The 21,736-nt window shown below is 65.0% G+C and carries 25 protein-coding genes and 1 riboswitch; of the genes, 14 read left to right on the top strand and 11 right to left on the bottom strand.

Annotated features, from left to right (window positions below):
• Window positions 1–5 precede the first annotated feature (5 nt).
• Window positions 6–464 (bottom strand): GNAT family N-acetyltransferase, encoded by a 459-nt coding sequence (locus HQN78_RS18925; RefSeq protein WP_227105913.1) that lies wholly within the window; start codon window positions 462–464, stop codon window positions 6–8.
• A gap of 159 nt (window positions 465–623) precedes the next feature.
• Between HQN78_RS18925 and HQN78_RS18920 the strand changes: the two genes are divergently transcribed.
• Both HQN78_RS18920 and HQN78_RS18915 read left to right on the top strand, forming a co-directional pair.
• Window positions 624–953 carry a hypothetical protein gene (locus HQN78_RS18920; protein WP_227105915.1) on the top strand — a complete coding sequence of 110 codons (330 nt, stop codon included), beginning with the start codon at window positions 624–626 and terminating at the stop codon, window positions 951–953.
• A gap of 110 nt (window positions 954–1,063) precedes the next feature.
• Window positions 1,064–1,633, top strand: a complete 570-nt coding sequence (locus HQN78_RS18915) for a PTS sugar transporter subunit IIA (protein ID WP_107801347.1) — start codon at window positions 1,064–1,066, stop codon at window positions 1,631–1,633.
• On the opposite strand, the gene HQN78_RS18910 is transcribed toward HQN78_RS18915, so the two are convergent.
• On the bottom strand, window positions 1,634–2,398 hold the full coding sequence (locus tag HQN78_RS18910; RefSeq protein WP_235085544.1) for an SDR family oxidoreductase: 765 nt from the start codon (window positions 2,396–2,398) through the stop codon (window positions 1,634–1,636).
• A 172-nt stretch (window positions 2,399–2,570) separates the two neighbouring features.
• Here HQN78_RS18910 and HQN78_RS18905 point away from each other — a divergent pair, with 172 nt between their 5' ends.
• Window positions 2,571–3,482, top strand: coding sequence for a 5'-methylthioadenosine/S-adenosylhomocysteine nucleosidase (locus HQN78_RS18905; RefSeq protein WP_235085542.1), 912 nt, complete (start codon window positions 2,571–2,573; stop codon window positions 3,480–3,482).
• On the opposite strand, the gene HQN78_RS18900 is transcribed toward HQN78_RS18905, so the two are convergent.
• On the bottom strand, window positions 3,479–3,712 hold the full coding sequence (locus HQN78_RS18900) for a DUF2789 domain-containing protein (protein ID WP_107801350.1): 234 nt from the start codon (window positions 3,710–3,712) through the stop codon (window positions 3,479–3,481). The two genes, HQN78_RS18905 and HQN78_RS18900, sit on opposite strands and share 4 nt — an antisense overlap.
• A 115-nt stretch (window positions 3,713–3,827) precedes the next feature.
• The gene (gene thiC / locus HQN78_RS18895; RefSeq protein WP_235089869.1) at window positions 3,828–5,708 is read right to left on the bottom strand and encodes a phosphomethylpyrimidine synthase ThiC; all 1,881 of its coding nucleotides are present in this window, start codon (window positions 5,706–5,708) and stop codon (window positions 3,828–3,830) included.
• Between the two features lie 118 nt (window positions 5,709–5,826).
• A riboswitch (TPP riboswitch) is annotated at window positions 5,827–5,977 on the bottom strand.
• A gap of 93 nt (window positions 5,978–6,070) precedes the next feature.
• On the opposite strand from thiC, the gene HQN78_RS18890 reads away from it, so the two are divergent.
• The 4 genes from HQN78_RS18890 to HQN78_RS18875 all read left to right on the top strand — a co-directional run bounded on the left by HQN78_RS18890 (window position 6,071) and on the right by HQN78_RS18875 (window position 9,354).
• Window positions 6,071–6,730, top strand: coding sequence for a protein-L-isoaspartate O-methyltransferase (locus tag HQN78_RS18890; RefSeq protein ID WP_107801352.1), 660 nt, complete (start codon window positions 6,071–6,073; stop codon window positions 6,728–6,730).
• Window positions 6,730–7,053, top strand: a complete 324-nt coding sequence (locus tag HQN78_RS18885) for a rhodanese-like domain-containing protein (protein WP_227105922.1) — start codon at window positions 6,730–6,732, stop codon at window positions 7,051–7,053. The genes HQN78_RS18890 and HQN78_RS18885 overlap by 1 nt, the downstream gene beginning before the upstream one ends.
• Before the next feature lie 116 nt (window positions 7,054–7,169).
• Window positions 7,170–7,892, top strand: coding sequence for a uracil-DNA glycosylase (locus HQN78_RS18880; RefSeq protein ID WP_227105924.1), 723 nt, complete (start codon window positions 7,170–7,172; stop codon window positions 7,890–7,892).
• A gap of 142 nt (window positions 7,893–8,034) precedes the next feature.
• On the top strand, window positions 8,035–9,354 hold the full coding sequence (locus HQN78_RS18875) for a hemolysin family protein (RefSeq protein WP_107801355.1): 1,320 nt from the start codon (window positions 8,035–8,037) through the stop codon (window positions 9,352–9,354).
• Between the two features lie 158 nt (window positions 9,355–9,512).
• Here HQN78_RS18875 and HQN78_RS18870 read toward each other — a convergent pair whose 3' ends face one another.
• The 4 genes from HQN78_RS18870 to HQN78_RS18855 form a co-directional block, all read right to left on the bottom strand.
• A complete protein-coding gene (locus HQN78_RS18870; protein ID WP_227105926.1) occupies window positions 9,513–10,019 on the bottom strand; it encodes a GNAT family N-acetyltransferase in 507 nt (168 codons plus the stop codon).
• Window positions 10,016–11,008 carry a S66 peptidase family protein gene (locus HQN78_RS18865; protein ID WP_235085540.1) on the bottom strand — a complete coding sequence of 331 codons (993 nt, stop codon included), beginning with the start codon at window positions 11,006–11,008 and terminating at the stop codon, window positions 10,016–10,018. Before HQN78_RS18865 ends, HQN78_RS18870 begins: the two co-directional genes overlap by 4 nt.
• Window positions 11,009–11,033: 25 nt before the next feature.
• Window positions 11,034–11,483 (bottom strand): GNAT family N-acetyltransferase, encoded by a 450-nt coding sequence (locus tag HQN78_RS18860; RefSeq protein WP_235085538.1) that lies wholly within the window; start codon window positions 11,481–11,483, stop codon window positions 11,034–11,036.
• A 66-nt stretch (window positions 11,484–11,549) separates the two neighbouring features.
• Window positions 11,550–12,287: a glycosyltransferase family 2 protein gene (locus HQN78_RS18855; protein ID WP_235085536.1), complete on the bottom strand. Its 738-nt coding sequence runs from the start codon at window positions 12,285–12,287 to the stop codon at window positions 11,550–11,552.
• 529 nt (window positions 12,288–12,816) lie between these two features.
• Between HQN78_RS18855 and waaC the strand changes: the two genes are divergently transcribed.
• The 4 genes from waaC (at window position 12,817) to HQN78_RS25715 (ending at window position 16,857) form a co-directional block, all read left to right on the top strand.
• Window positions 12,817–13,776: a lipopolysaccharide heptosyltransferase I gene (gene waaC / locus HQN78_RS18850; protein ID WP_107802083.1), complete on the top strand. Its 960-nt coding sequence runs from the start codon at window positions 12,817–12,819 to the stop codon at window positions 13,774–13,776.
• Complete coding sequence (gene waaA / locus HQN78_RS18845) at window positions 13,773–15,047, top strand: lipid IV(A) 3-deoxy-D-manno-octulosonic acid transferase (protein WP_107801359.1); 1,275 nt, start codon at window positions 13,773–13,775, stop codon at window positions 15,045–15,047. The genes waaC and waaA overlap by 4 nt, the downstream gene beginning before the upstream one ends.
• A gap of 257 nt (window positions 15,048–15,304) precedes the next feature.
• Window positions 15,305–15,907 carry a CBS domain-containing protein gene (locus HQN78_RS18840; protein WP_107801360.1) on the top strand — a complete coding sequence of 201 codons (603 nt, stop codon included), beginning with the start codon at window positions 15,305–15,307 and terminating at the stop codon, window positions 15,905–15,907.
• An 89-nt stretch (window positions 15,908–15,996) separates the two neighbouring features.
• A complete protein-coding gene (locus HQN78_RS25715) occupies window positions 15,997–16,857 on the top strand; it encodes a methylated-DNA--[protein]-cysteine S-methyltransferase (protein ID WP_107801361.1) in 861 nt (286 codons plus the stop codon).
• On the opposite strand, the gene HQN78_RS18825 is transcribed toward HQN78_RS25715, so the two are convergent.
• A complete protein-coding gene (locus HQN78_RS18825) occupies window positions 16,854–17,708 on the bottom strand; it encodes a LysR family transcriptional regulator (protein WP_107801362.1) in 855 nt (284 codons plus the stop codon). The two genes, HQN78_RS25715 and HQN78_RS18825, sit on opposite strands and share 4 nt — an antisense overlap.
• Before the next feature lie 82 nt (window positions 17,709–17,790).
• On the opposite strand from HQN78_RS18825, the gene HQN78_RS18820 reads away from it, so the two are divergent.
• Window positions 17,791–18,225, top strand: a complete 435-nt coding sequence (locus HQN78_RS18820; protein ID WP_227105935.1) for a hypothetical protein — start codon at window positions 17,791–17,793, stop codon at window positions 18,223–18,225.
• Window positions 18,226–18,263: 38 nt separating this feature from the next.
• Here HQN78_RS18820 and HQN78_RS18815 read toward each other — a convergent pair whose 3' ends face one another.
• Together HQN78_RS18815 and ompR are read right to left on the bottom strand one after the other, a co-directional pair.
• Window positions 18,264–19,568, bottom strand: coding sequence for an ATP-binding protein (locus HQN78_RS18815; protein WP_107801364.1), 1,305 nt, complete (start codon window positions 19,566–19,568; stop codon window positions 18,264–18,266).
• Between the two features lie 3 nt (window positions 19,569–19,571).
• Window positions 19,572–20,297, bottom strand: a complete 726-nt coding sequence (gene ompR / locus HQN78_RS18810) for a two-component system response regulator OmpR (RefSeq protein ID WP_043636475.1) — start codon at window positions 20,295–20,297, stop codon at window positions 19,572–19,574.
• Window positions 20,298–20,597: 300 nt separating this feature from the next.
• Between ompR and HQN78_RS18805 the strand changes: the two genes are divergently transcribed.
• Together HQN78_RS18805 and HQN78_RS18800 are read left to right on the top strand one after the other, a co-directional pair.
• Entirely contained in the window at window positions 20,598–20,939 is a 342-nt protein-coding gene (locus HQN78_RS18805; RefSeq protein WP_227105936.1) for a hypothetical protein, read from the top strand.
• A 326-nt stretch (window positions 20,940–21,265) separates the two neighbouring features.
• Window positions 21,266–21,736 carry a hypothetical protein gene (locus HQN78_RS18800; RefSeq protein ID WP_146176767.1) on the top strand — a complete coding sequence of 157 codons (471 nt, stop codon included), beginning with the start codon at window positions 21,266–21,268 and terminating at the stop codon, window positions 21,734–21,736.

The following is a 21,736-nucleotide window of genomic DNA, read 5'->3' as shown; positions in this document are numbered from 1 at the left end:
CGCTCCTAAAGAGGCGTCAATTGCTTGCGGTACTGGATATAACCCAGGTTCTCCGCCAATTGATCGTAAAGCCGCCGCGCGGTGGCGTTGGTCTCATGGGTCAGCCAATACACCCGCGAACACTCGCGCTCGCGCGCCCACCGGTACACCCATTCGATCAGTTGCCGCCCGGCGCCCAGGCCGCGGCAATCCTCGGCCACGAACAAATCCTGCAAATAGCAATAATCGCCCAAGGTCCAGCTGCTGGGGTGCAATACGATGTGCACCAGCCCCACCGCCCGCTCGCCGTCCCAGGCCAGCCAGCCGCGCATCGCGTGATCCGGCAGCAGATAGCGCCGCCAGGTTCCCATGACCGTGGCCTCGTCCATCGTCACTTGGTAAAAACGCTGATAGCCGCGCCAGAGCGGCAACCAGGCCTCGTAGTCTTCGGCCCGCAACGGGCGGATGGAAAGCGTATCGCTCATGCCGATCTCCAGTGGCGGCGCAAACGCGCCCAATGCGCGCATTGTGGCCCAAGCAAGACGGAGTCATAAGAACCACTTGGCCTTGCAGCCAGGAGCCACCCCGGAACTTCGGCCTTCGCCGGCGCTCAATACAGCATTTTCCCCAACGAGGACGTTTACATGCGCGCCACGCTTTTGATCGCCGCCGCTTCCGCCCTGGCTCTGGCCGCTTGCAGCGAGAAGCAAACCAACCAATTGCAAGAATCCGCCTCCAGCGCCATCGGCACGGTGCACAACACGCTGCAGGACAGCAGCGCGCCGCTGGGCCAGCTCAAGGAACAGGCCAGCGCCGCCATCGGCGTCGCCAAACAGGCAGGCGCCGCGGCCGCCGCGCTGAGCCCGGAACTGAAAGAGCAGGTGAACAAGCTGAAAGAACAGGCTTCCGCCGTGAAGGGCGCGCTGCAGGCCCAGGAGAAAAAGGCCGAGCAGCCGCAATCCGAGCAAAAATAAGCCCGGCCGCGTTGGCGGCATTTTTATGCCGCCGCGCGTTTTCTTTAGCGGATCTTTAGCCCCTGCTGACTAGGATGAGGTCGCACCCCTAGCCAAAGGAGAAATCCGCCATGCTGACCCTGCCCGACCTCTGCGGCCCGCAAGACATCCTGCTCAATCAAACCCTGGCCGACAAGGCCGCGCTGCTGGAACACGCCGCCTCCCAGCTGGCCCAGCGCCACGCCCTGCACCGCCCGACGCTGGCCGCCGCGCTGCATGAGCGCGAACAGGCCGGCAGCACCGCGCTCGGCCACGGCCTCGCGCTGCCGCACGCCCGCATCGAGGGCCTGACGGAAGCCCGCGCGCTGCTGCTGCGGCTGCAAACCCCCATCGCCTTCGACGCCCCGGACCAACAAGCGGTACATACCGCGCTGGTGCTGCTCCTGCCGCGGCAAAGCCGCGAGGCTCATCTGCATATTTTGGCCAGCTGCGCGCGCATGTTCGCGGAACGGCCGTTCCGTCAGGCGCTGGAACGCTGCCACAGCGCGCAGGCGCTCTATCACCTGCTATGCGACTGGGCCGATCCGGAAGAGCTGAACGACCCGCACTTCCTGCTGGACAGCAACCGTTACTTCATGGACAGCGAAGCCAGCCTGCGGCCGGATTACACGGTGAAGCGCAAGATGGTGGCCCGCTTCTGATCACAGCTTGCCGATGGACACGCCGCCGTCGACGAACAAGGTGGTCCCGGTGACGAAGCTGGACGCGTCCGACGCCAGGAACAAGGCCGCCCGCGCGATCTCCTCCGGCGCGGCCATGCGCTTGAGCGCGTGCAGGCCGGCCACCGCCTCGCGTTGCTCCGGCGTCGCCGCCGCGGCGCGGCCCATCTCGGTGTCGGTGCCGCCCGGCAACAAGGCGTTGACGCGCAGGCCCCGTGCTCCGTATTCCGCCGCCAGCGTGCGCGCCAGCCCCACCAGCCCCGCCTTGCTGGCCGCGTAAGCGGCCATGCCGGGAAAGCCGATGGCGTGGCCGACAAAGGACGAGGTGAAGATCATCGATCCGCCGCCGCTGCGCAACAAGGCCGGCAGTTGGTGCTTGGCGCACAGAAAGGCGCTGCTCAGATTGCTGTCCAGCGTCTCGCGCCAGCCGTCCAGCGACACCTGGTCCAGGCTGCCCAGCGCGCCCAGGCTGCCGGCGTTGTTGAAGGCGACGTCCAGGCCGCCGAATCTATCCAGCGCCAGCTCCACCGCCTCCCGCGCGCAATCCTCCGAGGTCAGATCGCCGGCCAGAGCCGCCGCCTGACCGCCGCCGGCCACGATTTCCGACACCAGCCGATCCAGCTTGGCCGCGCGCCGCGCCACCAGCACCACGCGCGCGCCTTCGCTCGCGAACAGCCTGGCCGCCGCCATGCCGATGCCGGAACTGGCGCCGGTGACGATGGCGGTTTTATTGATCAATGCGTCCATTGGGTTTCCTCCTGAAAGTGAATGAGGCCCGCGCCGGTCTTCGGCGCGGCGACAGCTTCAGTTTCAGGCCGATCAACCCGTTTGGCATTCCGATTCTTGCTGACTTGATGCGCGGTTTCGACGCGAAAACCGTTTATCATGGCGCGATTCCATTTCCATCCGGATTTTCGTCATGAAAGCATTCAAGGTTCAGTTAGTTGGCGCGCTGCTGGCGCTGAGCGCCGCCGTCCACGCCGCCCCCGTTCTGGACGCGGCGCCGCGCACCGCCGTGGTTTCGGCTTTCGGTCCGGAGGAAACCCTGCTGCTGAACCAGGCCGTCGATAAACGCGAATACCGCGTCAACGGCGTGCGTTTCACCACCGCGCAACTGGAAGGCCGGCCGGTGCTGCTGTTCATGAGCGGGGTCAGCATGAGCAATGCGGCGATGAACGCCCAGCTGGCGCTGGACCGCTTCAATGTGAGCCGCATCGTGTTCAGCGGCATCGCCGGCGGCGTGGACGACCGCTTGCGCATCGGCGACGTGGCGGTGCCGCGGCGCTGGGGCAATTACGCTGAAGCCATCTACGCGCGAGAAACCGCGCCCGGCCGCTACGCGCCGCCGCCGTACGCGGACCCGGCCGCGCGCGCCCACTACGGCATGATCCACCCGCGAGACGTCAAGCTGGCCACCGCCGACGGCGGCAGCGAAACCCGCTTCTGGTTCGAGGTGGACCCGGAACTGCTGCGGCTGGCCAAGAACTTGCCGGCGGACACCCTGCGCGGCTGCGACGCCGCTCAGCGCTGCCTGTCCGCGCCGCCGCGCATCGTCGCCGGCGGCAACGGCCTGTCCGGCCCCATCTTCATGGACAACGCCGGCTACCGCGATTACCTGGCCAAGACTTATCAGGCCCAGGTGGTGGATATGGAAACCGCGGCGGTGGCCCAGGTGGCGCACGCCAACCGCGTGCCCTTCATCGCCTTCCGCAGCCTGTCCGATCTGGCCGGCGGCAGCGAACACGCCAATGAAATGGACACCTTCATGCAGATCGCCGCCGACAATGCCGCCAATACGGTGCGGGGGCTGCTGCGCGCGTTGAAACCCTAGCCCAGCTGCAACAACACCGCCAGCTCATCCACCTCCTCGCTCCAGTCCGCGTCCTCGGCCAAGGCCTGACGCAGAAAATCCGCCTGCGCCGGCGTCCAGAACGGCGCGTCGGCCAGCACCGCGTTCCGCGGCAAGGGATGGCTGGCGATGAAGGCGCGGATGGCGGCGGGCTCGTCCGCCAGGCCCAACTGGCGGAACAGCCCGGACAGGGAATGCTCGCTGGTGTCCATGACGCTTCTCCTATGAGGGGATGTCTGATGATAGACCCGAATCGCCGCCGCCGCCGCCGGCCCTTGCGCCATGAAAAAAGGCGGCCGCGGCCGCCGTTTTCTCCTGACTCCGGGCTCACACCTTGTCGTAAAGCTTGGAGCCGCCCTTCAGAAACTCCACCGACTTGACCTCCATCCCCCGCGCCAGCGCGTCCTGATCGCTGATGCCCTGCTTGGCCGCGTATTCGCGCACGTCCTGGGTGATCTTCATGCTGCAGAAATGCGGACCGCACATGCTGCAGAAATGCGCGACCTTGGCGCTGTCCTTGGGCAGGGTCTCGTCGTGGAAGGCGCGCGCCTTGTCCGGATCCAGGCCCAGGTTGAACTGGTCTTCCCAGCGGAATTCGAAACGCGCCTTGGACAGCGCGTTGTCGCGGATCTGCGCGCCGGGGTGCCCCTTGGCCAGGTCGGCCGCGTGCGCGGCCAGCTTATAGGTGATGATGCCTTCCTTGACGTCGTTCTTGTCCGGCAGGCCCAGGTGTTCCTTCTGGGTGACGTAGCACAGCATCGCGGTGCCGTACCAGCCTATTTGCGCCGCGCCTATCGCCGAGGTGATGTGGTCGTAGCCGGGCGCGATGTCGGTGGTCAGCGGCCCCAGGGTGTAGAACGGCGCCTCGTGACACCACTCCAGCTCCTTGTCCATATTCTCCTTGATCAGCTGCATGGGCACGTGGCCGGGGCCCTCTATCATCACCTGCACATCGTGTTTCCAGGCGATGGCGGTCAGCTCGCCCAGAGTCTTCAATTCCGACAGCTGCGCCTCGTCGTTGGCGTCCCAGACGCTGCCCGGCCGCAGGCCGTCGCCCAGGCTGAAGGCCACGTCGTAGGCCTTCATGATTTCGCAGATGTCCTCGAAATGGGTGTAGAGGAAGTTTTCGCGGTGATGGGCCAGACACCATTTGGCCATGATGGAGCCGCCGCGCGACACGATGCCGGTCATGCGGCCGGCGGTCATCGGCACATAGCGCAGCAATACGCCGGCGTGGATGGTGAAGTAATCGACGCCCTGCTCGGCCTGTTCAATCAGCGTATCGCGGAAGATTTCCCAGTTCAGGTCCTCGGCCTTGCCGCCCACTTTTTCCAGCGCCTGATAAATGGGCACGGTGCCGATGGGCACCGGCGAATTGCGGATGATCCATTCGCGGGTTTCATGGATGTTCTTGCCGGTGGACAAGTCCATGATGGTGTCCGCGCCCCAGCGTATGCCCCAGGTCATCTTGTCCACTTCTTCGCTGATCGAAGACGTTACCGCGCTATTGCCGATATTGCCGTTGATTTTGACCAGAAAATTGCGGCCTATGATCATGGGCTCGGATTCGGGGTGATTGATATTGGCCGGCAGGATGGCGCGGCCGGCGGCGATCTCGGCGCGCACGAATTCCGGCGTGATCTCCTCCGGCAGCGCCGCGCCGTAAGCCTGGCCGGGATGCTGGCGCGTCATCAGTTCCGCCAGCCGGCTGTTCTTGCCGCCGGCTGCGCGCAGCGCGTCCAGGTATTCGCGGCGACGCAGGTTCTCGCGGATGGCGACGAACTCCATTTCCGGCGTGACGACGCCGCGGCGCGCGTAATGCATCTGGCTGACATTGCGGCCCGGCAGCGCCCGCCGCGGCTGGCGCGTCAGGTTGAAACGCAGCTCGGCCAGCTTGGGGTCGGCCTCGCGGACGCGGCCGTATTCGCTGGACAGGCCGGCCAGCTGCTCACAGTCGCCGCGCTCGGCGATCCAGCCGGCGCGCAGCGGCGGCAGCCCGCTCTGGATGTCGATGCGGGCGTCCGGATCGGTATACGGGCCGCTGGTGTCGTAGACGGTGATGGGCGGGTTGGCCTCGCCGCCGAACTGAGTGGGCGTGTCGCTTTGGCTGATCTCGCGCATGGGCACGCGGATGTCCGGCCGGCTGCCGGCGACGTGGATCTTGCGGGAATTGGGCAAGGGCTGGATGGCGGCGGTGTCCACCACCATGGCTTGATTGGGTGTTGCGGGCGCGTTCATCGGGCGATTCTCCTGGTCGATGAATGGCGCAAGGAGCGGACCGCCGCTTGGGCGGGCTGCGGGCCGGTCCGACAAGACAATGCCGGGCCGAAGGCAGCTGACGCTTCCCTACGCCGGTATTATCCGGGTCAGGTTCCAAGGGTGTTTCTCACCCGCGCAACAATCTTTAACGATTATCCTATCCTTTCAAGGATATGGATCATCTTGCCGACCGTCGCGCAGGACCCCTAGCGATGCTGTGAAGGTACGGCAAATGTGGGATAATCGCAAGTTATCGTCATGACACGCCGCCGCTTTTTTCACTCGGCGGCAAGCCCCTCCGGAGTGAGCTGATGGATTTTGAGAATGCCCGTTTCAACATGGTCGAGCAGCAGATTCGTCCGTGGGACGTACTTGACACGAACGTGCTGGACCTGCTGTTTCACGTGAAACGCGAGCAGTTCGTCGCCGCCGACAAACGCAGCCTGGCCTTTGTCGACACCGAACTGCCGCTGCCCAACGGCAGCTTCATGCTGCAGCCCAAAATGGAAGCGCGCCTGGTTCAGGACGCAGCCATCCAAGCCAAGGACAAGATCCTGGAAATCGGCACCGGCAGCGGCTATCTGACCGCGCTGCTGGCCAAGCAGGGCCAGCATGTCTACAGCGTGGAAATCGACCCCGCCCAGCGCGAAGCCGCGGCCGCCAACCTGAAACAGGCCGGCATCGCCAACGTGACCCTGGTGGAAGGCGACGGCGTGCTGGGCCTGCCGCAACAAGCGCCCTTCGACGTGATCGTGGTCGGCGGCTCGCTGCCGGTGGTGCCACAGGAACTGAAAGACCAGCTGGCCGTGGGCGGCCGTCTGATCATGGTGGCGGGCGATCTGCCGGTGATGACCTGCAAGCTGATCAAGCGCGAAACCGAAGCCAGCTTCAGCGAAACCGGCCTGTTCGAAACCTGTATCGCCCGCCTGGCCAAGGCGGAAGCGGTAGAGCCGGAACGCTTCGCGTTTTGATGGTTCAGGAAATCCGCGCCCGCGATCTGGCGGCGGCGCTGGCCGACACCACCGCGGAACCGCCGGTGCTGCTGGACGTGCGCGAAGCGTGGGAAGTGCAGCTGTGCATGATTCCCGGCTCGCGGCACATCCCGATGAATCTGATTCCGCTGCGCATGAGCGAGCTGCCGGACGCGCCCATCGTGGTGATCTGCCACCACGGCGTGCGCAGCGCGCACGTGGCGCGTTTCCTGCTGGACGCCGGCTTCGAACAGGTACTGAGCCTGGCCGGCGGCGTGGAAGCCTGGGCCGCGGAAGTGGACCCGCAAATGGCGCGCTACTGACTTAGCCGCCGCGCGCCGTCATCGCCAGCCGTTCCCGTGGGAACGGCTTTTTCATGGAACGAAACCGGTCTGCCGGATTCCAATCCCCCACACGATAGCAAGAGCCGTAATTTTCCATGCAAGCATTGTCTTACCTGTCTCCCGCCCTGGCCCGAGTTCATCCCGACTGGGAGAAAGTGCTGTCAACGCCGGTCATTCAACAGCAATTGGCCGGCATAGACCGGGAACTGCAAACTCAGCAAGCGCAGGGCAAAATCCTCTTTCCCCCCGCGCCGCTGACTTTCAACGCGCTGACCTTCACCGCGCCGGCCGATGTACGCGTGGTGATCCTGGGGCAAGACCCCTACCACGGCGACGGCGAGGCGATGGGCTTGTCGTTTTCCGTGCCCCCCGGCGTGCGGGTGCCGCCCAGCCTGCGCAATCTGTACAAGGAGCTGGCCGCGGATCTGGGCTGCGGCGTGCCCAATAGCGGCGACCTGACCCACTGGGCGCAACAAGGCGTGCTGCTGCTCAACAGCGTGTTCACCGTGGAGCGGGACAAGGCCGGCAGCCACGCCAAGCTGGGCTGGCAAATGGTCAGCGACGCGCTGATCGACGCCGTCAACGCGCAAAGCGCCGGCTGCGTGTTTCTGCTGTGGGGCAATTGGGCCAAGACCAAGGCCGAACGCATCGACGCCAGCCGCCACCTGGTGCTGGACGCCGCCCATCCCTCGCCGCTGTCCGCCAGCCGCGGCTTCCACGGCTGCCGCCATTTTTCACAGGTCAACGCCTGGCTGCTGTCGCGCGGCCGCGGCGCCGTCCAGTGGGGCGCGCCGGCGCCGCAGAACAGCCTGTTCTGAGCAGGATGGCGGGCAGCCCTCCCCTGCCCGCCCTTCTTGTCTCGCTCTTGCTCGCCAGACTTTGAACTGGCTCTTAGACTCTTTTCCAGCGCGCCGTCATGGCCTAAGCTAGGGCTCCCTCTCCTCAGCCCCAGTCCTCGCCGTGGAAATTCTCGTTCTGCTGTTCCTGATTCTGCTCAATGGCCTGTTCGCCATGGCGGAAATCGCCATCGTCTCTTCCCGCAAGGTCCGCCTGCTGCAACGCGCGGACGACGGCCAACGCGGCGCGCAAGCCGCGCTGAAACTGGCCAACGACCCCAGCCGCTTCCTGTCCACGGTGCAGATAGGCATCACCTCGATCAGCATCCTGTCCGGCGTTTACGGCGAGGCCGCGCTGTCAGAACAACTGCGCCGGGCAATGCAGGACTATCCCTTGCTGGAGCCCTACAGCAAGCCGCTGTCGGTGGCGCTGATGGTGTTCATCATCACCTTGCTGTCGCTGATCTTCGGCGAGCTGGTGCCCAAGCGGCTGGCGCTGCTCAATCCTGAGGCGGTGGCCACCGCGCTGGCGCGGCCTATGCTGCTGCTGTCGCGGCTCAGCGCGCCTCTGGTCCAGGCCCTGAGCCGCTGCACCGACGGCCTGTTGCGGCTCTTGGGCGCCAAGAAGAGCAGCGATCCGTCCATCACCGAGGAGGAAATCCGGGTGCTGATGGAACAAGGCGCGGACGAGGGGGTGTTCGACCGCGCCGAACAGGAGCTGGTGACCAATATCTTCCGGCTGGACAACCGCAAGGTGGCCGCGGCGATGACGCCGCGCAAGGACATCGTGGCGCTGGATCTGGACGACGCGCCCGAACTGAACCACCGCCTGCTGCAAAACCACCATTTCAACCATTTCCCGGTCTGCCGCGGCAGCATCGAGCAGATCGTCGGCGTGCTGCACGCCAAACGCGTGCTGGACCGCATGCTGGCCGGGCAACAAGCCGACGTCGCCGCCGAACTGTCCCAGCCGCTCTACGTGCCCGCCAAGATCACCTTGATGCAGCTGCTGGAGCAGTTCAAGCAGACCCGCCATCACATGGCGCTGGTGGTGGACGAGTACGGCGAGCTGGAAGGCCTGGTGACGATGAACGACGTGCTGGAAGCCATCGTCGGCGACATGCCCGCCATCAGCGCCGAAAACGACGACATCGCCCAGCGCGAGGACGGCAGCTGGCTGATAGACGGCATGCTGTCGCTGGACCGCTTCAAGGAGTTTTTCGACATAGACGAGGCGCTGCCGGGCGAAGCCGGCGGCAATATCCACACCCTGGGCGGCATGGTGATGTTCCAGCTGGGCCGGGTGCCCAGCGTCACCGACCGTTTCGACTGGAACGGCTTCGGCTTCGAAGTGGTGGACATGGACAAGACCCGGGTAGACAAGATTCTGCTCACCCGACTGCCGACGCCGCCGGCGGCGCTGCCGGCCGACGACGGCATTTAGAACCTGTTTACGATCTCGCGAGCCGGAGCGAGACAAGACGAATAGCGCTGAGAAAGCGGAATGCACAGGCGGTAGGCGAGCATTCTTAAGCGGTTTTCAACGCTTCCTGCTTAAAGTCCCGCCGCAGCGCCGCAGACCGTCAACGGGTTCTTAAGCGCTCAGCCCAGCATGCGTCCGCACACCGTGCTGCGACGGCTGCCGCCGGCGCGGCGTTCCCAATCGTCGAAGCTGGCCAGTTCGACGAAACCCGCCTTGCGCATCATGCCGCCGGACGCGGCGTTTTCCTCGTGGCGGTCCGCCGTCACCCAGCGCGCGCCGCGCGCGGCCAGATCCTCGCAAGCCTGCCGCAACAACAAGCTGCCCAGGCCCTGTCCGGCCTGATCGCGCCGCACCACCGCCTCCATGATGTAGCCGGCGGCGTCCGCCGCCACCTCGGCCGGCCGGTGTTGGGGAAAAGCATCGTGCAGCCGATACAGGATGGCGGCCCCCAGCAGGCCGTCTCGCTCGAACAAGGCCGCCCAGGCTTCGCCGGCAGCCACCTGGCGCAAACTCCGCTCCACCCCGTCCGCCGGCAGCCAGTTCCACGGATTGGGTCCGTGTTCCGTGATCAGCGTCCGCAACGCGTCCACATCCCCCGCCCCGGCCAAACGATATTGCCAACTCATGCGCATCCTTTCGCAAAACGCAGCGTAGCCTGGCCCGCGTCCACTTCCAGTTCGGCCCAGGCGCCGTTCATCAATGTCCATTGCGGCGGCACATGGCCGATATCGGCGTCCACCGCCACCGGATACGGCAGTCCGTCCAAAGCCGTTTCCACGGCCTGGCTGTAGCTCAAGGCGTTCGCGTCCGCGGCGTCCGGTCCGCCGCTGCGGCCCAACACCAGCCCGCTCAAGCCGTCCAGCGCGCCGGACAGGCGCAGGCCCAGCAGCGCGCGCAGCAACTCGCAAGGCCTCAGCTCGCAGTTTTCCAGGTAAAGAAGCGCGGGTTCCCGTTTGAACGCGCGCAAATCGAAATAAGGGCTGCCCTGCAGCCGGCTCAGCGTATCCAGGCAGCCGCCTATCAGCCGGCCGGCCATGCGGGCCCTTTGCGCGCCCAACACGCGCAGCGTGGACGGATAAGACTCTCCCGGAGCGTCCCAGCGCCAAAACGCCTTGTAATGGCCTTGCTGAGGCGGCAAACCGTGGCGCAAGGCGTGCAGCAGCGCCGAATTCTCTTCCATCCGCTGCGGATTGCCCAGATCGAAGAGGTTCGGTCCGTGCAAGGTCGCCCACCCCGCCAACAGGGTCAGCGGCGTCAGCACGGTGGAAATATCGGAAAACCCGGCCAGCCATTTGGGCGGCAAACGCGCCAAGGCGGCGAAATCGATGCCGGCCAGCAATTCCATCGCCCTTTCGCCGCCCCAGGGCGGCAGGATGGCGCGAACCTCCGGATCGAAAAGAAAATGGTTGAGCTCCGCCAGACGTTGGGCGGCCGGCGCGCTGGCGTCCTGGGATTCGCCGCGCAGGCAAGCGCCCTCCACCACTTGCCAGCCCTGATCGCGCAGACATTGCAGCGCGCGATCCAGTTGTCCGTGCAAGACCGGAGGCACGCCGGAGGAAAAAGCGGTGACGGCGATGCGGTCGCCTGGCCTCAAGGGCGCGGGAAAAGCCGTCATCGGCGATTGCTCCTGTGGATAAACATCAAGGCAGGACGGCTTCCTCGCTCAAATCCCGCGCAAAGCTGTGGCTGGTCTTCAGTTGCCGATAACCAAGATGACGATAGAAAGCATGGGCTTCGACGCGATGAACGCTGGAGCGCAGCCGGATATGCCGATAACCGAGTTGCCGCGCCCAGGCTTCGCAAGCGCTGAGCAAACGCCGTCCCAAACCCTGGCCCTGACAAGCCGGGCTGACCACGATGCCGACAATCTCTATCGCCGACGGCGCTTGCAGCAGGTGCACGCCGCGGCAATGCGCCCAAGCAAGCACGACGCCGTCTCTTTCGGCCACCCAAACCTGGTTGTCCGGCAGTGTCGTCAACCTGGCGAAACGCTCGCTGATGTCCGCTTCCGTCGCTTCATAGCCCAGATCCAGGCATAGCCGCGCCGCGGCGGCGGCGTCCGCCGCCCGCATTGTCCTGATCTCCACCATCTGTCTTCGCCTAGTTGCTCAAGGAAATGACATTGTCGGCATAAGGAGGGATAGCCGGCAAGCCGGTTATTTGTTCTTCAGCCGTCGCAGTTCGATCAATTTGGCGTATTTGATGTAGCTGTTGAAGCAACCGATGCTGATGTGGACCAAACCGGGGACGCCGTCGAGAAAACCGCGGTGAAAAAAATAGAACTTCACGAAGCGCAGCAGCGGGCTGAGGATAAGTTTGCCGATACCCACACGTTTTCCCCTTTGCAACAGTTGTTCCGCCTGCAAGCTGGTATAGCGGTTCTGCTTGCTCAGATACAGCGCGATGTCTTCGCCGGATTCGTGCATCAGCTCGTGACGCAGCTTATGCACAGGGCCGTCGGCGATCACATACTCGTGAACCAGATCGTCGGACCAACGCGCGTGAGCGCGATGGAACAAGCGCAAAGACCAGTCCGGATAGCCTTCTCCGTGTTTCAGAAAACGACCCATGAAACGGTTGCAACGCGGGAACTGGAAGGCCGTGGCCTGTGGATTGTCCAGCAGTTCTTTGATTTCATTGACTAAATTTTCAGACAACCACTCGTCGGCATCCAGGCACAGCACCCAGTCGTGGCTGGCCGCCCTTACCGCCAATTGTTTCTGAGGACCGAATCCCAGCCAGTCTTGGTGGATAACTTTTGCCTTATAGGCGGAAGCTATCGCCAATGTCCTGTCGGCGCTGCCTGAATCCACAAGCACGATTTCATCGGCGAAGCCCACGCTGTCCAGACATTTTTCCAGCGAGGTTTCCGCATTCTTGGTGATTAGCACCACGCTAATTCGCGCACGCATCTTGTTATATGTTTTCCCATATGTAATTTAAAGAAACTGGTAGAAGGCGTCCCATTTCTGTGGATAACCCTATTTTTTCCATTGTTTTCATCATGTTGTACAAGTTGGAATCTTGTTGTTCACCCTGCGTTTTGCAGACGGAAGACTTGTGGATAAATCTGAGAGAACGGTGAAGTCCCTGCTTGTCCACAGCTCCGATCCCCTTTGTTCCCACCTGCTTGTGCATGGCGTGAATTTACCTGCCTAGCTGCTACAGCCACCGATAACTCTTTAACGCAATTTTATATTGATGAAACTGATATAGTCGGCCATTGCTGTGGATAAGCGACAAAAACTTCAAAGGGTTCAGTTACTTGTCCTGTTGATGGGCTTTGGATAGTTTAGGTGCGCTGCGGCATTGCAAATTGTGGATAAATTCGCGCTCAGTTGTCCACAGCGCTTTATCCACAATTGAACTGCAGGGATTTTACTTGGTTAACCACAGCCATGCTCGGGTACAATGCGCGCCATGATGAATGTGCTGATTGTGCGCACCTCGTCGATGGGCGACCTTATCCACACCTGGCCCGCCATTTCCGAGTTGAAAGCGCATTACCCGAATTTCCGCATCAGTTGGCTGGCCGAAGAGGCTTTCGCCGACATTGCCCGTTTGCATCCGGCGGTGGACAGGGTGATCGCCTTGAATGGGCGGCGCTGGCGCAAACGCTGGTGGCTGCCCTCCACCTGGCGCGAGATCCGGGCTTTGCGTAAAGAACTGCGCGACACGCCCTGGGAATTGGTGGTGGACAGCCAGGGCCTGTTGAAAAGCGCCTTGCCGGCCCGCTGGGCCAAGGCGCCGCTGACCGGTTACGACTGGGGCAGCGCGCGCGAGTCTCTGGCCAGCTGTTTTTACGATAAGCGCCACAAGGTGGACTGGAGCTTGTCGGCGATAGAACGCAACCGGCTCTTGTTCGCGCGGGTGTTCGGTTATCAGCCGCAGGGCGAGCCCCGTTTCGGGGTGCCGGCCGGCGAACGGCCCGCCTGGGTGCTGTCCGGCCGCTACGCGGTATTGCTGCACGCCACCAGCAAGGCGTCCAAGGAGTGGCCGGAAGGCCATTGGGTGGAACTGGGCAAACGCCTGTCCATGCAGCATGATCTGGTGATGGTGCTGCCCTGGGGCAATGAACGCGAACGCGAGCGCGCCGAAAGGCTGGCCGCGCGGATGCCGGCCGCGGTGGTGGCACCCAAGATGGGCCTGATCGAGGCTGCCGGCCTGCTGGGCCACGCCAACGCGGTGGTGGGCGTGGACACTGGGCTGACTCATCTGGCCAATGCCTTGAACGTGCCCTTGGCGGCGATTTACACCGATACCGATCCGGCCGCCACCGGCGTGGTGGAAACGCCGTGGGCCACCAATTTGGGCGGCATAGGGCTGTGCCCGTCGGTGGACGAGGCGCTGCAAGCCTTGTTCGCGCGCAAGGACTGGACATGAACTGGCAACGCAGACTGTATTCCTGGGCCTGGCTGCTGGCCACGCCGCTGGTGCGGCACTATCTGAAGAAGCGGGCGCGCAAGGCGCCGGCTTATCTGGAGCACTGGGACGAGCGTTTCGGCAGTCAATTGCAGCCGCGCGCAGAGGGCGCGATCTGGATCCACGCGGTGTCGGTGGGTGAAACCCGCGCCGCTCAGCCCTTGGTGGCGGCGCTGCGCGAAGCCTGGCCGGACGCGCCGCTGCTGATGACGCAGATGACGCCCACCGGGCGGGCCACCGCCTTGCAGCTGTATCCCGACGCAGAAGTGCGTTATCTGCCTTACGATTATCCGCAAGCCGCGCAAGCTTTTCTCGCCGCCTACCGGCCGCGCCTGGGCGTGTTGATGGAAACCGAGCTGTGGCCCAATCTGATTCACGCCGCGGCCGAGCAGCAGGTGCCCTTGTTCCTGGCCAATGCGCGCTTGTCTGAAAAATCGCTGAACGGCTATCTGAAAATCAGCGGTCTGATTTCGCCCGCGGTGGCGGCTTTGAGGGCCGTTGCCGCGCAAACGCCGGAAGATGGCGAACGTTTGCGTCAATTGGGCGCTAAATCCATCGAAATCTGCGGCAACACCAAGTACGACATTCAGCCGCCGCCGGCGCAGCTGGCGCTGGCGGAAGCATTCAAGTCCAGGATAGGCCGACGCCGGGTCCTGGTCTGCGCCAGCACCCGCGACGGCGAAGAGGCTTTGATTCTGGATGCCTGGCGGGCCGCGGCCCAAGCGTTGGGCGACGCGCTGCTGGTGTTGGTGCCGCGTCATCCGGAACGGTTCGGCGAAGCGGCCGCGCTGGCCGAGAGCCGCGGCATGAAAGTGCAGCGCCGCAGCGACGGCGCGCCGGTGGACGCCGCCACCCAGGTTTGGCTGGGCGACAGCATGGGCGAGGCCTTCGCCTATTTCGCCTGCGGCGACCTGGCCTTCGTCGGCGGCAGCCTGCTGCCCTTGGGCTGTCATAATCTGATCGAACCGGCCAGCGTGGGCGTGCCGGTGCTGTTCGGTCCGTCCATCTTCAATTTCAAGCAGGCGGCGGCGCTGGCGCTGGCCGCCGGCGCGGCGCGCCAGGTGGCCAATGCGGCGGACTTGATCGGCACCGTCGTGGAACTGCTGGGCGATGAGCGCCGCCGTCAGGCGATGCGCGAGTCGGCGCTGGCCTTCAGCGGCGCCCATCGCGGCGCCAGCCAGCGCATGAGCGCCCTGTTTCGCCGCAAGCTGAGGGCCGAACGGGACGAATGACGGACCCGCGGCCGCGTTTGCGAAAAAATTAATCATTCGCCGGCTGATCTGCGCCGCGCCTTCTTCTACTCTTCAAACAAGAGCCGCGTCGCCGACGCGGTTCTCCCGAGGCCGCCGGCCCGGGAAGGACGTGCAAAATCCAGTCATGCCCCAGGCCGGTCCACGCCGTCGGAGAACTTCCGAGCGGACAGATCGAATATGACGGGCGCAAAGCGCCGCCGCATCGACTCCGCTGTCTAAGAAGACAAGGAGCTACCATGTTAGCCAACTACAGCGTGTTGCCCACGATGAGCCTGCCGTCCACCACCGACCTGGTGCGCCTGGATCAGCGCCCGCACCCGCCTATCACCCTGAACAGCCCGGCCTTGGACGTGATGACCGATTTGCGGCTGATCAATCCGGTGGGCATTCATCAGAACGCCAGCTTGCGCGAAGCGCACGACCGAATGATCAGCCACGGCATCCGGCTGCTGTTCGTCCACGATGGCGACGGACAGTTCGCCGGCCTGATCACCGCCACCGATCTGCTGGGCGAGCGGCCCATCCAGTGCATGAAGGAACACGGCAAGCACTATGCGGACATCGGCGTGGGCGATGTGATGACGCCGCGCAAGCAGCTGGAAGCCTTGAACCTGGGCGATATCGAACACGCCAGCGTGGGCCATATGGTGGCGACGATGAAGCAGATGGGACGCCAGCACGCGCTGGTGGCGGAGTTCAACCCCGGCAGCGGCCATCACGAATTGTGCGGCCTGTTCTCCACCTCCCACATGGCCAGGCTGCTGGGCATGCCGCTTTCCTTCATCCGCGTGCCGCAGGCCCTGTCGGAAATTCAATATTCCTTGCTGCACGCGATATGAGGGGCGCGGCGCGCAAGTGGGCAAGAATCGGGTCGCCGCGGCGGCCCGATCTGCTTATGCTGGGGCTGTGATCGAATGGAGAGCAGACCATGCACGGCGAAATTCTCGAGGAAGACCGCGACTACGGCCGCATTCGCGACGCCATCCGCTATCTGGTGGCCAACGCCGAGCGCCAGCCGGAGCTGGCCGAGCTGGCCGGCGCGCTGCACCTGTCGGAATCGCGCTTGCAGCGCTTGTTCACCCGCTGGGCCGGCGTCAGCCCCAAGCGCTTTTTGCAGCATCTGACCTGCGAGGCCGCCAAGGCCAGGCTGAGCGGACAGGCCTTGTTGCCGCTATCGCATGAACTGGGCTTGTCCGGCGGCGGGCGCTTGCACGATCTGTTCGTGACGCTGGAGGCGATGACCCCGGGCGAATACCGCAACGGCGGCGCCGGATTGGCGATCGAATGGAGCGTGGAAGCCAGCCGTTTCGGCCCGGTGCTGGTGGCGCGGACCGCGCGTGGGGTGTGTGCGGCGCAATTCGTCGCGGACGAGAAAGAGGCTGTGGCCTGGCTGAGCCGGCGCTGGCCCAAGGCCGCGTTGAGCCATGTTCCCGGCGGCGGCGCTGAGGTGGCCGCGGCCATGTTCGAGCCGCTGCGCGCCGAAGGCCAGGCGCCGCTGGCACTGCGGGTGCAGGGCAGCAATTTCCAGATCCAGGTCTGGCGCGCGCTGCTGTCCATTCCCTACGGCGGCTTCGCCAGTTACGGCCAGATCGCCGCCGCGGTGGGGCGGCCGCGCGCCGCGCGGGCGGTGGGCAGCGCGGTGGGCGCCAATCCGGTGGCCTGGCTGATTCCCTGCCACCGGGTGATACGCGCCGAGGGCGCTTTGGGCGAATACCGCTGGGGCGCGGAACGCAAGGTGGAGTTGATAGGCTGGGAAGGCGCGGTGATGGCGGGCTTGCAGCCGGCCTAGGCCGCGAACTGGCCCAGCGCGCGGAAGAACAGCCGGGACAGCAATTCCAGCCCGTCGTCGTCGCGCTGGCGGTAGAGCGCCAGCGGCACCGCCGGCAGCGGCGGCAGGCTGTGTTCCGGCAAGGGCCGCAGCTGCGCGGAGACGGCGTCGGGAAACAGGGCGCCCACGCCCAGGCCCGCTTCCAAGGCCGCTTGTACCGCCAGCTGACTGGTGCTTTCGAAGACGATGCGATAAGGCTGGTCAAGCTGGTGCAAGGCGCGCAGCATCGCGTCGCGCCAGCTGCAAGGCGCGGAGAACATCACCAAGGGCAGGACCTCCGCTTCCGGTTTCACGCCGTCGCGCGCCAACCATTGCAAGGGGTATTCCAGCACCCAGCTCGGCGTCCGCTCCAGCCCGCACTGACGCGGGTTGGCGATCAGCAGATCCAGTTCTCCCTGGCGAAAAGCCGGGCTGAGTTCCCGTTCCAGGGCCACCCGCACTTCGAGCTGCCACTGCGGCTGGGTGGCGGCGAAGTCGGCCAGCACCTGCGGCAGATGACGGCTGATCACATCCTCGATCAGGCCCACCCGGCAACGCCGCGCGGCGGCGGGCGCGGCCGTCGGCTGCATCTGTTCGGTCAGGCTGACGATGCGTTCGGCGTAGGGCAGCAATTGCAGCCCCGCCGCGGTGAGGCTGACGCCGCGCGGAGAGCGTCGCAACAGGGTCTGGCCGCAGTGCTGTTCCAGTTTGCGCAGTTGCAGGCTCAAGGCGGGCTGCGTGCGCCCCAAGTCCGCCGCCGCGCGGTTGATGCTGCCGTGGCGCGCCACCGTGATCAGCGCACGCAGCAAGCCGGTGTCCAAATCTCCAGTCATGATTTTTTCTTATAACAATGCCCTGATTTTTCAGTCTACCTATAAGCGGCGGGAAAGTTTAGCCTAGGGACGGATATTTCTCATGAGGCGTTCAAACATGTTCATCGCGGCTTTATTGCTGGCGGTCGCCGGCTCCGTCGTCTATCACCTGTCGATCAAGCAGGTGCCGGAGGCGGCGAATCCTTTCTTTTCATTGGCGGTCAGTTACGGCGTGGCCATGCTGGTGTGCGTGCTGGGGATGTGGTGGCTGCCCGGCGGCGGCCAGCGCGGGCTGGCCGCGCTGAACTGGAGCAGCCTGGGCGTGGCGGCGGGCATTGTCGGCATCGAACTGGGCTTTTTGCTGGCCTATCGCGCCGGCTGGCATGTCGGCTACGCGGCGCTCAGTTCCAATGTGCTGACCGCGCTGGTGTTGCTGCCGCTGGGCTATCTGCTGTTTCGCGAACAGCCGTCGCTGGGCAAGCTGGGCGGCATGGCCTTGAGCATGGGCGGGTTGTGGATGATGCTGCGCTTCCGCTGAGCGCCGCCCGGTAGACGGGCGACGCTCGGACCGCGTTATCAAGCGGCGTTCAGCGGCAGATGCACGGCCAGCTTGAAGCCGTCCGCCTGATCGCAGAACTCCAGCCGGCCGCGGTGTTGCTTGACCACGCGGCTGACGATGGCGAGGCCGAGGCCGCTGCCGCCGTCGGTGCCGCGGTGTTCGGCCAGCCGTTCGAACGGCGCCAGCGCGGTTTCGCGCAGCTCGGCCGGAATGCCCTTGCCGTGGTCCAGCACGCTGAGCACGGCGAAGCCGTTGTCTTGTTCGACGCAGACCTCCACCGGCGGCGCGCCGTAGCGGCGCGCGTTTTCCAGCAGATTGGACAATAAGCGCTCCAGCGCCAGCCCGTCGCCTTGCAGCTCCGGCTCGGCCAGCCGCTTCAGGCGCACGTCCATGCCCTCGCGGGCGAAGCGCGACACCACGCTGGCGGCGAGGTCGGCCAGCGCCACCGGCTCCAGCCGGGTGGTTTCCTCGGCGCGGGCGAAGTCGATGAACTGGCGGACGATCTGCGACAGCTCGTCGATGTCGGCCAGCATATCGTGCTGATCCGGGCTGTCCTGCTGCAGTTCCAGCGAGAGCTTGAGCCGGGTCAGCGGCGTGCGCAGATCGTGGGACAGGCCGGCCAGCATCAGCCGGCGCTCGCGCGCGGCGCTGTCCAGCGCTTGCGCCATCAGGTTGAAATTATGCGCCAGCACCTTCACCTCGCGCGGGCCGTCCTCCGGCACCGCGGCCGGCATGGTGCCGGCGGCCAGTTCCCGGCTGGCCAGCACCACGCGGCTGATCGGCCGCGTCACCCGCCAGGCGACGACAAAGGCCAGCAGGCTGGCGACGATGGAGGCCAGCAGCGCCGCCTGCATGATGGTGTTGATCGGGCGGTCGCTGTAGCGGCCGAAGGGCAGCACCAGCCAGTAGGCCTGGTCCAGCACGTGCACATTGACCCAGAGCTCGCTGCGATCGTCGATCTGGGCGTGGCGCACTTCTATCGGCTCGTTGAGGCCGTGCGACAGCCGCTGCGCCAGGGTCTCGCCCAGGCGCGGCACGTAGTCGGTGAAATTGACGCCTTGATCGGCGTTGATCGGCAGCAGGCGCGGCAGGCCGGGCCGGTTATAGCCGGCCAGGAATTCGGCGCGCTCGGTGTTGGTCATCGCCTCCATCGTGCCTTCCAGGAAGGCCAGGGTGTCCACCGTCTGCGAATACAGCTGCTTGTCCAGCAGTTTGTGGCGTTCGCCGGCGGCCATCCACAGGGTGACGAACTGGGTGGTCAGCACCACCAGCACCACCAGCACCGCCAGCCGGAAAAACAGCGAGCCGGTCAGCTTGCGCACCGCTTACTCCCGCGGCGTGCCGTCCGGCACGAACACATAGCCGTAGCCCCATACCGTCTGGATGAAGCGCAGCTGGCTGTCCCCGCTTTCCAGCGCCTTGCGCAACCGGGAGATATGCACGTCTATGCTGCGGTCCAGCGATTCGCCGTTGCCCTTGCCCAGCGCCATTTCCATCAATTGCTCGCGGGTCAGCGGCCGGCGCGGATGGCTGACCAGCACTGACAGCACCGCGAATTCCGCGCTGGTCAGCGTCACCGGCTGGCCGGCCTTGCGCAGTTCCCGCTGGCCCAGATTGAGCACGAATTCGCCGAAGCTCACTTCCTCGTCGGCGTCGTGGCGCGCGCCCAGCGCCGGCGTGGCGTGATGACGGCGCAGCACCGACTGGATGCGGGCGGTGAGCTCGCGCGGATTGAACGGTTTGGGCAGGTAGTCGTCGGCGCCCATTTCCAGGCCGAGGATGCGGTCGATGTCCTCGCCGCGCGCGGTGAGCATGATCACCGGAATGGTTTCGCCCTGGGCGCGCAGCCGGCGTACCACGGCCAGTCCGTCCTCGCCCGGCATCATCACGTCCAGCACCATCAGGTCCGGACGATTGCGCGCCAGCTTGCGGTCCAGGTCCTTGGAGTCCGGCAGGGCCTCCACCGCGTAGCCTTGCTGGCTCAGATAGCGGGTGAGCAGCTCGCGCAGCTTGGCGTCGTCGTCGACGACCAGTATCTTATTGTGTTCCATGCGATTTTTCCTCGGAGCGGTGTGTCAGCTTAGCGGCTGGCCCCGGGCTGCGGCAGCGCGCCTGATGAAGATATGTTAAGCCGGTTCCCGCGATCACACACCTTAACAAATCAGCGATTGTCGCTCATGTCTGCCTCATGCCGCGAGTCTAGGCTGCCTAATGAGGCGTTCCGGCGGTTTGGCCGCGGGGAGATGCCTTTGGCATCGGCGGCGCATGGTGTATGCTGTCCGCCCTCGCCGGCTCGGATCTTGGGATCCGGAGGCCTTTACCAGCCCCTTCGACAGGATAAAACAGCTTTCATGACGCGGTTGCCGATTCTTCTCATCTTTGCCTTGCTGCAAGCGCTCGCCAGCGCGCCGGCCCTGGCGCGAGGGAAGGAGCGCGGCCCCATGCCGCCGGACCTGGAGCCGGCGCCTAGCCGCCGCTGCCAGGCGCGGCCGGATCCTGACTGCAAGGAATTGCGCCGCCTGCGCAATTTGCGCCTGCGCGAAGCGGTGCAGGACGGCGATTTGCCGCCGGAGCTGATGCATCGCGCGCCGCCGCCGTACTGGCGGATGAACCCGGACGGCGCCGCGCCGCCGCCGCCGGATCGCGTCAAGCCTCATTTCTGGCGCGACCGCCGCAAACGCGGCTCGGAGTGAGCCTCCGACGCGTCAAGCCCGGCTGGCGAAGCGGGATTTCTATTGATAAGCTTTGAATAGAGTACGCCAGCCTTTTCATTCCAATTCCAATTCTCATTGCCGGAACGGTTTGCGGAGCAAAACGATTTCGCCGGCATGAGCCTGGCTGGCCGTCCGCCGCGCCGTTAGCGCGCAGCGTCGTTTTCGCCCAATAAAAGCGGTTCACGCTCTCGCGAGCGATAAGGCGTTGCGGCTGAGAAAGCGAACAGTACACGCGGCGCATCAGCATTTCGACATTGAGCGGATCGTCAACAGCTGTGCTTAGGCGGGCGTGGAGATAAGCGGTCATGCGCAAGGGGCATGCCTTGAAAAACAATAGGGGATACGGCGCGTTGCGGCGCGCCTGGGGATGGGGGCTGGTCTTGTGCTGGCTGGCGGACGCGGCGGCGGCGCAATGGGATTGCAGCCGCGCCACCGCGCCGCAGCGCTGCGAGCTGCACCGTCAGGGCACGATGGCCTGCAATGATTTGCCGGTCAACGGGCGGCACGCCTGCCTGGAATTTTACACGCCGGCCTTGAGCTGCCTGCGCGAGCGCGACGCCAAGCGTTGCGAAGCCTTGCGGGCGGCGCACAGCTCTTGCGACGGGCTGGAAGGCAAGGCGCGCCGCGTCTGCATCAACGAGCGGCTGCCGCCGCCGGATTGCGCGCGTTCGGCCAATCCCGCGCGCTGCCGCGCCCGCGCCGAGGCCGAACTCAAATGCGCCGACCGCGAAATAGCCCAGCGGCTGTGCGTGCGCCAGGCCTTGCAAGCGGAGTGA

The sequence above is a fragment of the Chromobacterium sp. Beijing genome (genome assembly GCF_021496765.1).
Classification (GTDB): Bacteria; Pseudomonadota; Gammaproteobacteria; order Burkholderiales; family Chromobacteriaceae; genus Chromobacterium.
The sequence above is the reverse complement of the archived record's forward strand: the minus strand, read 5'-3'. Positions and strand labels throughout refer to the sequence as shown.